The sequence below is a fragment of the Trinickia sp. Y13 genome, from assembly GCF_029522115.1.
Lineage (GTDB): Bacteria > Pseudomonadota > Gammaproteobacteria > Burkholderiales > Burkholderiaceae > Trinickia.
On the sequence record NZ_JAKWFK010000005.1, the window covers coordinates 336,923 to 350,978 of the forward strand.

Here is a 14,056-nt window from a genome sequence, read left to right on the forward strand (position 1 = left end):
TGGCGCGACGTGAATGCAAGTGCGTGACGTTCGACCTCAATCTGGATCGCGGAAAATGGTTGCGACTACCGGAGAAATTCTAGGAAAAAGGAGGCTGTCGTGAGTGGATCACCAAGCACTCGAGAAAGTGCAGCTACGCCCGCCGTCGCATCGCGCGGCAAGGTCGTCATGATGGCGATCATCGCAGGCGCAGTAATCACCAATATCTATTGCACGCAGCCGATCCTGCCGCTAATCGCAGCGAGCCTGCGGGTCAGCATTACGGCGGTCGATTTCGTCGCCGGCGCGGCACTTTTCGGCTTCTCGACTGGCCTCGCGCTTCTGCTGCCGCTTGGCGACCGCTTCGACCGGCGCAGGCTCGTGCTCACGCAAATCGTGCTCGCGCTCGTTTTTGCGGCGATGGCGGCTGTTGCGCACGACATCTGGGCGCTGATCGCGGCCTCGTTTGCGCTCGGCATTGTGAGCTGCGTACCCCAGCAGCTCGTGCCCTTCGCGGCTGTCATGTCGTTGCCGAGCGAGCGCGGCCGTAACGTCGGCACCGTCGTGAGCGGCATCATGGTCGGCATTCTGGTCGGCCGCACGATCGCGGGCGTGATTGGCGCGACGTGGGGTTGGCGCGTGGTGTACGGTGCGGAAGCCGCTTTCATGGTGCCGGTCTTGATTGCTGCCGCTGCGCTTCTGCCGAAGGGCGTGCCATCCACGAATCTTTCGTATGGCCGTTTGCTCGCATCGCTGTGGCCCCTCGTTCGCGACAATCGTCCGATTCGCGAATCGATGATTATCCAGGCGTTGCTGTGGGCCTGCTTCAACGCCTTCTGGGTCAATCTCGCCGCGCTGCTCAAGAGCGGACCGTGGCACCTCGGCAGCGCCTGGGCGGGCGGCTTTGGAATCATCGGCACGGCCGGCGCATTCGCCGCATCGCTGGGCGGTAACGCCACCGACCGCGTGGGCTTTCGCAAGGTCATCGGCGCGAGTATCGGCATCGCGACGCTTGCTTACCTGATTCTCTCCGGCGCGGCTACGTCGCTCACGCAACTGATCGTGGGCGTGATCGTGCTCGATATCGGTGTGCAGGCCGGTCTCGTTTCCAACCAGACGCGCGCCTTCTCGGTCGATCCGAAGGCACAAGGGCGCATCAACAGCCTGTATATGACGGCCACCTTCTTCGGCGGCGCAGTCGGTGCAGCGGTTAGCGGCTGGCTCATGAGCCGCTTTGGCTGGTCGGGCATCGTCGCCTTCGGTGTCGTTCTCGGGATCGTTGCCGCCGCCGTCCACTGGGCGGGCGTGCCTCGCCAGTCCGCCGGCCGAGTCCCGTCAAACGCAGATTGACACGAGGCAGCGAGCATCTGCTGGCAGGAATCTCCTGCGGTTAGGGGCGATGCCATGCTTGACGAGATTCGAGCGTCGACATCCGGATCGCTGCATCGACGCGGGTATCGCCCAACAGCCCGCCGGCACGCTGGCGGCCGGCCTTGCCGTCGAGGGAACGAGGCCGGTTGTCGCCATGAATGGCCCCCGTGCTCTCGGTTTGCGTTACGCGATGTAACGAGTGAATTGAGGCGAACTTGGTTGGTGGCAGGGGGTGTTGATCCTATAGTTGGGGCTGGATATCCAGCCAGAGAGGTGAAAAATGAAGTTCGCGATGAAGACTGAAATTCGCGCCGACGATCTCGCGACGATCGTGCATGCGATGAAGTCTGTAGACGCCGACGCGAAGGTCGATGTCGATGTTGGCGCGCAAACCGTGAGCGTCGATTCGTGGTTGATGCCCGAAGAGTTTCTCGTTGCGTTCTACGACGAGGATATGGAGGTGGGCATTGCCGAATGGTGAATGGTAGGAACGTCAGCCATCAGCCGTGGTGGCCCAGATGCGGCGCGTCCTGGCCTATGAACAGCCTTATTGCTGACGCGCGCCGCTTCGATCGTTGTCAGAATCTTCAAAACCCTTTCTCCCGCTATTTCCAGGCGCACGTCGAAAGAGTGCCGGGTGGACTGTGCATGCGGAGAACCCGCTAGCGCCGTCGTCCACGATCTGGTCGGGAACACATGCTGTTCTCGAGTTGGAAGGGAAATGATCCGTTGTGTTTGGCCGCTGATCGTATCAGCGCCCGTTTCCGTGCGAACCAGCTATGACCCAGAACTCGAAATTTGCTCCGGAATGCCTCCAGAAAGCGCCGCTGCCCGGCGCACCGATCTCGGGTGCCGACATCATCTTGCGCGTACTCAGCGAGCAGGGTGTCGATACAGTGTTCGGCTATAGCGGCGGCGCGATCCTGCCGACCTACGACGCGGTGTTTCGTTTCAACGAACTGCACGCCGACGAGCCCGAGCGTCAGATCAACCTCGTCGTTCCCGCCAACGAACAGACCGCCGGTTTCATGGCCGCAGGGTACGCACGCGCGAGCGGAAAGGTCGGCGTGTTCATGGTGACGTCGGGGCCCGGCGCGACCAACGCGGTGACGCCGATTGCCGACTGCAATGGCGATTCGGTCCCGGTGGTCCTCATCTGTGGGCAGGTACCGCGCGCCGCGATAGGCAGCGACGCTTTCCAGGAAGCGCCGGTGTTCAACATCATGTCGGCGTGCGCGAAGCAGGTGTTTCTGGTGACCGATCCGAACAAGCTCGAACAGACGATGCGCACGGCGTTCGAAGTCGCGCGCACTGGCCGTCCTGGCCCGGTCGTCGTGGATGTGCCCAAAGACATCCAGAACTGGACCGGCACCTGGCAGGGGCACGGCACCCTTGCGTTTCGTGGCTACTCGGACCGACTTCGCAAGGTGGCGAAGGGTGCGCGTCTCGAAGCGAGCAAGCGCGACGACTTCTTCGGCCTGCTGGCGCAAAGCAAGCGCCCGCTGCTGTATGCGGGCGGGGGCGTCATGACCGCCGGCGCGACGGCTGAACTGCGGCAGTTCGCCGAGCGCTACCGCATTCCCGTGGTGAGCACCCTGATGGGGCTTGGCTCGATATCCGTGAAGCATGAGTTGGGGCTCGGCATGCTAGGCATGCACGGCGCTGCCTGCGCGAACTACGCGGTGGAAGACTGCGACTTCCTGATTGCCGTGGGCGCGCGATTCGACGATCGTGTCGCCGGCGGCCGCCCGCATGCATTCGCGCCGCGAGCGCGCCATATCGCGCACATCGATATCGACGAAGCGGAGATCAACAAGGTGAAGCGCGCGCATTGGAGCCACGTGGGCGACGCGAAAGATACCCTGGTTTCGCTGATACAACACGAAACGCACGCGCAGGCGCCTTTGGCATGGCTCGACCACATCAGGGAGCTGAAGCAGCGATACGGGATGAATTATGACCGCGCCAGCCCGCTCATTCAGCCGCAGTTCGTGGTGGAGAAGCTGAGCGAGATGACAGGCGGGCGGGCCATCGTTACCACAGGCGTGGGCCAGCACCAGATGTGGGTCGCGCAGTTCTTCGACTTCGTCGAGCCACGCAGCTTTCTCACGTCGGGCAGTATGGGGACGATGGGCTTTGGCCTGCCCGCCGCGATCGGCGCCCAGATGGGACGTCCGGATGCCCTCGTGATCGACATCGACGGCGACGGCAGCATGCGCATGAATGTCGGCGATCTGGAGACTGCGACCACATATGGCGTGCCGGTCAAGGTGCTGCTGTTCAACAACCTCGGAGACGGGATGATTCGGCAGTGGCAGCGCCTCTTCTACGACGGGCGCCTGTGCAAGAGCGACAAGTCGCTGCATCGAAAGGACTTTGTCATGGCTGCGCGTGCCGACGGGTTCGAGTTCGCGCAGCGCGTCGAGCTACTGAGCGAAGTCGAGGAAAAGCTCCGAGCTTTCGTGGCGTTCGATGGTCCCGCGTTCCTCGAAGTCATGATCGATCAGGATGCCGATGTGTTTCCGATGGTTGGGCCCGGCATGAGCTATTCGGACATGATCACCGGTCCGTTCATCCCGTCTAGAGATGGCGGGGAACTGGGGCGCATGCGCGACGGTCCTCAAGGCACTTCTGACATGTTCTAGCCGGGACGATCGCGACAATCTGCTCGTGCGGCGCATAACACATCACGAAGAAGACGCTGACCAACGTGCCATGAGCGGCCGCCCCGCCCCCGCGACTCGGCGAGCGCTCGGTTCCAGATCCCCACGGATCGAGGGCCCGTGGGGCTGCGGTGGCAGGTTCGGATGAATCGCCTTCGAGGTTAGTGGAATGTCGTGATTTAGCAGCGGATTATGGGTGGAAAGCACTAAAAAATGGCGAATGGTCGAGGAATTTTGCCGAAAATCGCTCCGCATCGCGCGGCACAATATGACACCCTGAACACCATACGATTTCCCGAGGTTGCCGTGGTCTCCGCCGACTTGCTCATTACTTTCATCGTCGCGCTCATCGTCGTATACGCGATTCCCGGCCCCGACATGGCGTTGATCCTCCAAACCAGCATTGCTCGCGGCACGCGCACCGGCTTGACCGCGGCCGGCGGCCTCGCCGTCTCCCGGGCAACGCACGTGACGCTTTCGGCATGCGGCGTGGCCGCGCTGCTCAAGGCTGCGCCGTGGCTCTACGAAATCGTTCGATATGGCGGCGCGGTTTATCTCGCTTACATCGCGATTCAAATCTTTCGTTCGCCGATGTTCGCGCTGCAAGCGAGCGGCGCCGCGAGCCCGCAGACGAACGAGCCCGGCGCGCTGCGGCAAGCGTTCGTCAAGGGGCTGTTGACGAACTTGCTGAACCCGAAGGCGCTGCTGTTTTGCTCCGTGCTGCTTCCGCAATTCTTGCGGCCTGCCGCCGGTCCCATCGCGCTGCAGGTCGCGGAATTGGGCATCGTGCTGCTCGTCGTCGGCATGCTGTTCGATGCGCTCTATGCCGTAGGCGCGGGGCGCATTGCCGTGCTACTGCGCAAATACCCGCTCGCGCAGACACTGCAGCGCTGGACATTCTCGGCAGCGCTGCTTGGCTTCGCCGTGCGTCTATCCCTCGACTGAAACAAACCCGATATAGCCCGAACGATTGCGCACGCCGCACGCCGCACGCCGTCAAGGCCGATAGCCCCAAAGGATATCGGGCATGACGGCGCTGTTCGTCGTGCGCTTAAGTGCGACCGAGGTAATCGAACTTGCCAAGCTCGACGCCGTTGTGGCGCAAGATGGCGTAAGCCGTCGTCACATGGAAGAAAAAGTTCGGCACCGCGAAATGAAGCAGGTACGCGTGCCCGATGAATTCGTGCTTGCCGCTCGGCACGGTCAGTGTCACCGTGCGCGAGTCGCTGCCTTCGAGCTGCGCCGCCTCGAAACCTTGCAAGTAAGCGAGCGTTTTGTCGATACGCGCGTATAGCTCGTCGAAGGTCGTCTCCACGTCCTCGTACTTGGGCGGCTCGACGCCGGCCAGCCGTGCGACGCAAAACTTCGCCGCGTCGGAGGCAATCTGCACCTGCCGCGTCAACGGGTGCATGTTGGGATAGAGCCGGCTCGACAGCAAGATCGACGGCTCGAAGTGCTGTGTCAAAGCATGGTCGTGCCCTTTTTGCAGGACGGCGCGCAGGTTAGTGAGCCCGCGTGCGAATACGGGCACCGAGGCTTGGTACATAGACAGGGTCATGTCGAGAGTCTTCCTTTTTTATCTGGCGTTTTCCAAACGGTCGGCCGCAGGGGCAGACGGCGCGGCGCGTCAATCGATTCGCGCCGCCGCGCGGCAATCATATGCCGGCGCCGCAATGTTTGCTGGAGTGCAAATGGCATAGCCGTGCCGAGCGGTCATAGCGTAGACCGAACGGCCAACGTTCGCCTGGCGCACGCTGCGCACGGCCTTCGATGCACTACACTTTGGTGAGTTGTCCGACGAATGCCTTTCCTTGGTCCATCGCCATTTCTCTGCGGCGCGCTCGCGTGGCGCGCGGCATCAGGAACTGTGTGGGGAAGGCGTGTGTCGGAGCTTCGACGTACCCACCGCGTGAGGAGCGTCACACATGACCAAAGCGAGACAGAGGCTTGCCGGCAGCGATCGTGCAGCCGTTGCGGATTCGAAGTGCCTCGGTCCGATCGACCCGAACGAAACCCTTCACGTCGTCGTCACGCTGCGCCGCCGCGGCGAACGCGAACTCGACGATCTGGCGCGGCGCATTGCCGAAAATCACGCCGAGCCGCTCTCGCGCGAGGAATTCGAAACGCGTTTCGCCGTTGCGCCCGAGGATTTCGCGAAGCTCGAAGCGTTTGCGCGCGAATACCAATTACGCGTCGAGCGGCAAGACCCATGCGCCGCCAAAGCAGTGCTGGCCGGAACGGCCGAGCATTTTCAAGCCGCGTTCGGCGTGGAGCTTTCGGACTACGAGCATCCCGCGCTCGGGCGCTATCGCGGCCGTACGGGTGCGATTACGATCCCGGATGCGATTGCCGAAGTCGTCACGGCCGTGCTGGGGCTCGACAACCGACCTCAAGCGCGACCGCATTTTCGGCTGCGCCCGGTGTCCGGTCCCTTGACGACGCACGCCGCCGCGCAGGTATTCACGCCCTTGCAACTGGCTGCGCTCTACGGTTTTCCAGACGGTGACGGCGCCGGTCAATGCATCGGCTTGATCGAGCTGGGCGGAGGCTATGCGGCGTCGGACTTGTCTGCCTACTTCGGCCGTCTCGGCGTGCCTACCCCGCGTGTCGTGTCCGTGCCGGTCGACGGCGGAGGCAATCGTCCCACGGGCGATCCGAGCAGCGCCGATGGCGAGGTGACGCTCGATATCGAAATCGCGGGCGCGGTTGCGCCGAAGGCGTCGATCGCTGTCTACTTCTCGCCGAACAGCGATGCGGGTTTCATCGATGCCGTTTCGCACGCGCTGCACGATGCCGCGAACAAGCCATCGGTCTTGTCGATCAGTTGGGGTGGTCCGGAGCATTCGTGGACGGAGCAGGCGATCACCAGTTTCAACGACACGCTGCGCTCGGCGGTGGCGCTCGGCGTGACTGTTTGCGCGGCTTCGGGCGATAGCGGTTCGAGCGATGGCGCCTACGACGGCGCCGACAACGTCGACTTTCCGGCCGCAAGCCCCTACGTGCTTGCGTGCGGCGGCACGCATTTGACGGCCTCGGCGGGCAAGTCGATCGCGAGAGAAGTAGTGTGGAACGACGGGGCTGCGGGCGGGGCAACGGGTGGCGGCATCAGCGCGCGCTTTGCTCTGCCTCGCTGGCAGGAAGGCCTGAAGGCGGCGCGCGTGGACGGCACGGCGGCGCCGTTGACGGGGCGTGGCGTGCCCGACATCGCCGCGGACGCGTCGCCGAGCTCCGGCTACGAGGTGCTCATCGATGGGCAGAGCGCGCCTGTCGGCGGGACGAGCGCCGTGGCGCCGCTCTTCGCGGGGCTCGTTGCGCGTATCAACGCGAATGCCGGTAAAGCGGCTGGGTTTTTGAACGCGAAGCTCTACGCATCGGCGCATGCGTTCAACGACATCACTTCTGGCAATAACGGCAGCTATGCCGCTGCGCCGGGGTGGGACGCTTGCACGGGTCTGGGCAGTCCAAACGGCCGTCGCATTGCCGATGCACTGAGCACGTCGGCGCCGGGATCAAGCAGCAAGTCCGGCGGCAAATCCGGCGGCCAGCCGTAGTAGGTTGACTAAATAGGTTTTCTGGGTAGGTCTTCTCGTCCGCGCGTCGGGTCGCGTCGCGAGGGCAAAGAGGAGTAGTTCGCCAACGTAGCCGGTGCATGCGCTCGGACCCGCGTGCCGGCCATAACCGATGGAGCGATTACGATGAATTCCGATACGGGCAGCCCGCAACCGTCGCCACACAACGCTCATGCGCCCTCGCCGGGCAGAGCCTCGATGCCGCACGTTTTCTTGAGTCGTCAGCAGGGGGACCGGCCTTTCTACGATGAAGTGGCCTACGGGAAGGGGCCCGACGATTTCGTCACGGATACGAGCGAAACGGCGGCGATCACCCACCACTCCATCACGATCGGCGGAAGGAAGATCGACTACACGGCGACGGCCGGCCATTTGGTCACGGTCGACGAATCGAGCTCGAAGCCGAACGCAAAAATGTTCTACGTTGCGTTCACCGAGGACAAACAGCAGGAACAGACGCGGCCCGTCACGTTTTTCTATAACGGCGGCCCGGGTTCGTCCGCGGTCTTCGTTCTGCTGGGCTCGTTCGCACCCAAGCGCATCAAGACGTCGATGCCCAGTTTCACCCCCCCGGCGCCCTATACGCTCGAGGACAATCCCGACAGCTTGCTCGATCGCAGCGATCTCGTCTTCATCAATCCAGTCGGGCCCGGTTACTCGGCGGCCATTGCGCCCAATAAGAATCGCGACTTCTGGGGCGTCGATCAGGACGCCCGCTCGATTAAGCAGTTCATCAAGCGTTTTCTGACCAAGAACGATCGCTGGAACTCGCCGAAGTACCTGTTCGGGGAATCGTACGGCACCGCGCGCAGTTGCGTGCTCGCATACATGCTGCACGAGGACGGCATCGATTTGAACGGCGTGACGCTGCAGTCGTCGATCCTCGATTACGCGCAAGCGGGCAATCCGGTGGGCGCATTGCCGACGGCGGCGGCCGATGCTTGGTACCACAAGCGGCTCGGTATCGCGCCGAGGCCTTCCGATCTCGGCGCGTTCGTCGAAGAAGTGGCACAGTTCGCTCGCACCGACTACCTGACCGCCCTGCGCAAGTTCCCGCAGACCGACAACGCCGTGGTGGAAAAACTATCGCAGTACACCGGTATCGATAAGGCGACGCTGCTTGCGTGGAGCTTGGACATCGCCGGCTACGACAGCCGCGGCAATTCGCTGTTTTTGACGACGCTGCTCAAGTCCAAGGGCATGGCGCTTGGCGCCTACGACGGGCGCGTGACGGCGATCGACACCGGCATCGCGGGGCAAATCGATCCCAACTCGGGTGGCAACGATCCGACGATGACGGCCGTTTCGGGCGTCTACACGACGATGTGGAACGAGTACCTGAACGAGCAATTGAAGTACACGTCCACCTCCTCGTTCACCGACTTGAACGATCAGGCTTTCAAGTATTGGGATTTCAGTCACACCGACCCGACGGGCGAGCAAAAGGGCAAGGACGCGCACGGGAACATCATCCTGTATACGGCGGGCGACTTGGCCGCCGTGATGGCGCTCAATATCGACCTGAAGGTGCTGTCGGCCAACGGTTTTTACGATTTTGTGACGCCGTTCTATCAGACGGTGCTCGATTTACAGCAGATGCCGTTGATCGAGCAGTCGGTCCGCAACAACTTGTCGGCACGGTTTTATCCGTCGGGCCACATGGTCTATCTCGATGGCGGCTCACGCACTGCGCTCAAAGCCGATTTGGCGAAGATGTACGACACCGTGAGCGCCGATGCGCCTGCGATGGCGCGTGTGCGCACGTTGCAGCAGCAGCATCGTTCGTAAGCGGCCGTTGGGCAGCGGCAAGGCGTAGGAGGAAAGCGCGACAAACGCGACAAACGCGCTTGCGAGGGCGTAGCCAGGTTCCCGCTGGCAAGTCGAGCGGCAGTGTCGACGCTGGTCGGCACCGCCGTTTTTTTTACCGCCGCCCGGAGGCTGCCCGGTCAGCCTCGACCTTTCTCGATCATGGGCGCGCTTCTTGCATCGGTGTCTGGGGAAGCAACTTTTGGCGACCACCATTGATGACCGATGTAAGAATGGCCGGTTGGCGTCCAGAGCGCCGTCCGGGAGGCAGCGCGTTGAGCAACCAGGACTCGTATAAGCAAAGTTATCGAGGAAACCGCACACGAACTCGCTGCTCTGTGGCCGTTCGCGCTGTTGTCGGCGCATTGCTGACTTGGCCGTTATTCGCCCTAAGTGCGGAGGTGGCCTCGCCCGCATCGGGTTCAGGCTCGACACCGGCTTCGGCTGCGGCTGCGGCTTCGGCTTCGGCTTCGGCTTCGACGCCGGCAGCATCGGCATCCGCATCGGCCGTGGCAGCGGCTCGAGCGGCTGTCCTCGGTGCGGCCGCGGCGGCCGCAGGAGCGCCGACGTCCGTTGCATCCGGCGCACGTTCAGCTTCAGCGACATCCGCGGCATCTCCTGCATCGGCGTCATCAGCGACGTCCGCGGCGCAAGCCGCCGCCATCGCCGAGGCGGCGTCCGCAGCATCGGCGGCAGTATCGACCGCCGCCAAGCACGCCGCCGACGTTGCCGCTCATCTGGACCCGCGGGAAGCGCTCAAACTCGCCAGCCAATTCGAAAGCGACGTGACGCGGCGCTTGGCGGTTCCGCCGGCCGACCAATCGGCCTATGGAGAGCGGCTGCAAGCCGCGTTGGCGGCCAAGGGGCTTGGCGCGCTAGCGCGGCAGTACGTGGTGCTCGTCGACCGCAATCCGAACGTGCAAGCACTGTTCATCTTTTTCCGCGGCGACCCGGCCAGCAAGTGGACACTGATCGGCGCCTCACCGGTCTCGACGGGGTGGCCGGGCCGCTACGACCATTTCGTCACGCCGCTCGGCGTGTTCGAGCATACGCCGAGCAACATGGATTTTCGGGCTGAAGGCACGCTGAACGAAAACGGCATACGCGGCTACGGCGCACGCGACATGCGCATTTTCGATTTCGGTTGGACCGATGCCGAGCGCGGTTGGGGCAAGGGTGGAATATCGTCGATGCGTTTTCAAATGCATGCGACCGACCCCGACAAGCTCGAGCCCTTACTCGGCATTCGCCACTCGAAGGGCTGTGTGCGAATCCCCAATTCCCTCGATCGCTTCCTGGACCATCACGGGGTGCTCGACGCCGAATACGAGGCGGTGGCCGATGCCGGCATCGGCCTTTGGGTCTTGCATCCGGACCGTGCCGTCACCCCATGGGCCGGGCGCTATTTGGTCGTGATCGATTCGAGAGCGAAAGTCCGGCCCGCATGGTCGCCGCTGCCGCGGCCGGAGCTGCGGGCGCGGATGCGGGGCAATGCCGACACGGCGGACTAAGGTTGTGCCCAAGGTTCGCTGACGCGCCGATCAATCAATCCGCCACCCAAGCCCGACCCAAGCTCGACGACGCTGTGCGGCCTCCTCGGCACGACGCATTACCGGCCCAGCCAGATCGCTCCCGCGCCGAGCAGCATGCCGCCCAGCGCACAGGCCCACAGCAAGCGTCGCGTGAGAATCTGCTCGCGCCGCAGTTGCACGAGCCAGGCGACCGAATCGCGCCGTTCGTGGTGCTCGTGCCAATGCTGAAGACGTTGGGCGAGCAGCGTCGGCAGACGCGGCATCGTCGCCAGATGCGGCAATTCGCGCGAAAGGCGCTTGATCCAGCCGCGGTGGCCGACGTCCTCTCGGGCCAGCGCCTTGAGCGAGCCTTTGACGATGGCCCAGGTGTCGAGGCTCGGCGCGAGCGTGCGCGCGATCGATTCGGCCCGCTCGAGCGCTTGATGCGCGAGCGCGAGCGCCGCAGAGATCTGGCCGTCGAATGGCTCGACAGCGCCGAGCAGGTGCTGCAAGAGCGCGGCGGCTGAACGAGCGTCGATCGTTGCGGCGAAATGGGGTTCCGCGCGCGTGCGCAACTCCGCTTCCAATAGTTCGCCGCGCGTCTCGGGGGCGACGTGACCGGCTTGGCGGTGCATCGCCGCCAACTGGCCGTACTCCTGCTCGAACAACGCGCAAGCGCCATGAATGAAGAATTCGCGCTCCGGCTCACTGAGCGTCGTCATGGCTTTGCCGTCGCCGAACACGAGCTTGCCGAACGTGGCGGACTCGACGCTCACGCGCAAGCGTTCGGCGTCCAGAGCGGCGTGGAAAAAACCGTGGGAGAACGCTTGCTCGACGATCACTTCGACGACGCGCTCGGCCAGCGCCTCCTGATCGATGCCGCGCCGGCGCAGCGCGTCCAGATCGGTCACCGCGAGCGTCTCGATGTGCTCGATGACGAGCGCATGGTCGCTGCTCAGCTCCCAAACGACGTCCGGCACGACGACGCGCTCGTCGTTGCGCAAATGCTGCCCCGTCTGCGACAGATTCGCCGCCTCGGCGCGTAGGTCGAAGCGGCGTTGCACTTCGACCGCAAGGGCTTGTGCCAGCGGATGCAACCGCAACGCGCGCGCGGCGGGCAGAAAGCGATCGAGCCAGCGGGCGACCCATCCGAGCACGGCGATATCGTCGTCGATGCGCTCGATCTCCTGCACCCTGAGCAATTTGACGGCGACATCGACATAACCGCGGCCTTCGCGAGTCGTGCTCTCTGGCCGGGCCAACTGAGCGGCATGCACCTGTTCGCCGATGCTGCTGTCGAGCGCGACGAGGTCGATGGCGGCGAAAGCGAGGTCGGGCGGGCGCGGCAGCGCCGCGCGCAGTGCGGGCAGCACGGCGTCGGGAGGGAGCGGCGCGGCGAGCGCGGCTTCTGCGCGGGCGATCAGGTCGAACGCCTCGTGCAGAGAGCGGACGAGCGCTTGCGGATTCTGCGCGAATTGGCTAGCGAAGGCGCTGGCGAGCGGCCCCAGGAGCGGGAGCGCTCTATGCAGTGCTTCTCTTGCATGCGGGGACGCGTGCAGCCGAAGCGCTAGCGTGGCGACCCAATGCAAGCGGTGCTCGCGAGGCGTGGCGGACCACAGCAGGCGCGCGCCGTAGCGCAGCGCGAAACACAGCAGGAGCAGCCGGCGAAACGTAGTGCGCATAAAAGGAGACGGAAAGCCGGACAAATTGGTAAGGATACGGACGGCAAGCATGCCACGAGCCGCTGGCCGTGTGCATGCACGGATGTCATCGAAAGTGCGATGAAGGCGGCTTGTTGCGGCGGCGCACAACGAGAAAAACTCTACTGACCCCTAAAGTTGCGCCTCGCCTTGCCGTAAAGGGGACATCGGCCCGTCGGTGCTTACCCGCAACGAGCACAACGTGCGCCTCGCCTGCCTCGACGGGACGTACGTCGTTGTTGTCATCCATGAGAGAGTCAACGATGTCGCATCATGCATTCTTCAATCGACTGTTCCCACAAGGCGTGGCAGTCGATCTCGGCACGGCCAACACGCTCATCTATACGCGCGGCAAAGGCATCGTCCTGAACCAGCCGTCGGTCGTCTGCTTCCAGAAGAACACGGATGTCGGCCAGGCCCGCGTGACCGCGGTCGGCGATCAAGCGAAGCAATTGCTCGGGCGTTCGCCAGGCAACGTCGAAGCCGTGCGGCCGATGCGCCATGGCGTCATCGCCAATTTTTCCGCCGCCGAGCGCATGTTCCGCGAGTTCATCGATATGGCGCGACTGCGCTCGATGTTCGGCCGCAGAGCCGAGTTCACGATTTGCGTCCCGTCGAATGCGACGGCGGTCGAGCGGCGCGCGATCCGCGAGGCGGCGCTGGCCGCCGGGGCCGCCAGAGTGACGCTGATCGGCGAATCCCTGGCTGCCGCGGTCGGAGCCGGGTTGCCCGTCTCGGAGGCGCGCGGCTCGATGGTCGTCGACATCGGCGGCGGCACCACGGAGGTGGGGGTCGTCTCGCTTGGAGGCGTGGCCTACCAAACCTCGGTGCGTGTGGGTGGCGACCAATTCGATGCGGCGATCGTCAGCCATGTGCGAAGCACTTACGGCGTGATCCTCGGCGATCAGACGGCCGAACTCGTGAAGAAGACGATCGGCACGGCGACGCTCGACGTGCCGCACCAGCGGATGCGCGCGGTCGGACGCAGCTTGAACGACGGCCTGCCGCGCACGGTCGAGTTGACCAACCACGACGTGGCCGAGGCGCTGGCCGTGCCGTTGAAAACCGTCATCGGAGCCGTCAAGAATGCGCTCGAGAACGCGCCGCCCGAACTCGTCACCGACATCGCCGACACGGGCATCGTGCTGACGGGCGGCGGCGCGTTGTTGGCCAATCTCGACAAGCGGCTTTGCGAGGAAACCGGACTGACCGTGCGCATCGCGGACGAGCCGCTCACCTGCGCCGTGCGCGGGGCGGGCGCGGCGGCCGACTATGTCGATTCGGCCTCGTTCTTGCAATAAATCGGAAAATTCCACACGGCGCGGGGCGCGATTGGGCGCGTGCCGCTCGGGACAGCGCCGCTCACGGCGGCGCGGCGCATAGGTCCGATTCGGGTTGCGATGAGCGGGGGCCGAGAGCTGGCCGCCCCGGTGGTACCATCCCCATTTCGTTCTCTG

General features: G+C 64.0%; 8 protein-coding genes and 2 pseudogenes. 8 read left to right on the forward strand and 2 right to left on the reverse strand.

Features of this window, described 5'->3' with window-relative positions:
* Positions 1-99: 99 nt before the first annotated feature.
* The 4 genes from MMB74_RS12345 (at position 100) to MMB74_RS12360 (ending at position 4,958) form a co-directional block, all read left to right on the forward strand.
* Positions 100-1,329: an MFS transporter gene (locus tag MMB74_RS12345; RefSeq protein WP_277428904.1), complete on the forward strand. Its 1,230-nt coding sequence runs from the start codon at positions 100-102 to the stop codon at positions 1,327-1,329.
* A 301-nt stretch (positions 1,330-1,630) separates the two neighbouring features.
* A complete protein-coding gene (locus MMB74_RS12350; protein ID WP_277428905.1) occupies positions 1,631-1,831 on the forward strand; it encodes a copper chaperone in 201 nt (66 codons plus the stop codon).
* Between the two features lie 298 nt (positions 1,832-2,129).
* Positions 2,130-3,995 carry a biosynthetic-type acetolactate synthase large subunit gene (gene ilvB, locus MMB74_RS12355; protein ID WP_277428906.1) on the forward strand — a complete coding sequence of 622 codons (1,866 nt, stop codon included), beginning with the start codon at positions 2,130-2,132 and terminating at the stop codon, positions 3,993-3,995.
* Between the two features lie 324 nt (positions 3,996-4,319).
* The gene (locus MMB74_RS12360) at positions 4,320-4,958 is read left to right on the forward strand and encodes a LysE family translocator (RefSeq protein WP_277428907.1); all 639 of its coding nucleotides are present in this window, start codon (positions 4,320-4,322) and stop codon (positions 4,956-4,958) included.
* A 106-nt stretch (positions 4,959-5,064) separates the two neighbouring features.
* Here the strand turns inward: MMB74_RS12360 and MMB74_RS12365 are convergent, their stop codons facing one another.
* Positions 5,065-5,571, reverse strand: a complete 507-nt coding sequence (locus MMB74_RS12365; protein WP_277428908.1) for a DUF1993 family protein — start codon at positions 5,569-5,571, stop codon at positions 5,065-5,067.
* 367 nt (positions 5,572-5,938) lie between these two features.
* Between MMB74_RS12365 and MMB74_RS12370 the strand changes: the two genes are divergently transcribed.
* The 3 genes and pseudogenes from MMB74_RS12370 to MMB74_RS12380 all read left to right on the forward strand — a co-directional run.
* Positions 5,939-7,564 (forward strand): S53 family peptidase, encoded by a 1,626-nt coding sequence (locus MMB74_RS12370; RefSeq protein WP_277428909.1) that lies wholly within the window; start codon positions 5,939-5,941, stop codon positions 7,562-7,564.
* A gap of 144 nt (positions 7,565-7,708) precedes the next feature.
* Positions 7,709-9,370, forward strand: a complete 1,662-nt coding sequence (locus MMB74_RS12375; RefSeq protein WP_277428910.1) for a peptidase S1 — start codon at positions 7,709-7,711, stop codon at positions 9,368-9,370.
* Positions 9,371-9,816: 446 nt separating this feature from the next.
* Positions 9,817-10,899, forward strand: a pseudogene (locus tag MMB74_RS12380) (L,D-transpeptidase); the annotation flags it as partial.
* A 98-nt stretch (positions 10,900-10,997) separates the two neighbouring features.
* Here the strand turns inward: MMB74_RS12380 and MMB74_RS12385 are convergent.
* Positions 10,998-12,670, reverse strand: a pseudogene (locus MMB74_RS12385) (AarF/UbiB family protein).
* Positions 12,671-12,862: 192 nt separating this feature from the next.
* Between MMB74_RS12385 and MMB74_RS12390 the strand changes: the two are divergent.
* A complete protein-coding gene (locus MMB74_RS12390) occupies positions 12,863-13,900 on the forward strand; it encodes a rod shape-determining protein (protein ID WP_277428912.1) in 1,038 nt (345 codons plus the stop codon).
* Positions 13,901-14,056: the final 156 nt, after the last annotated feature.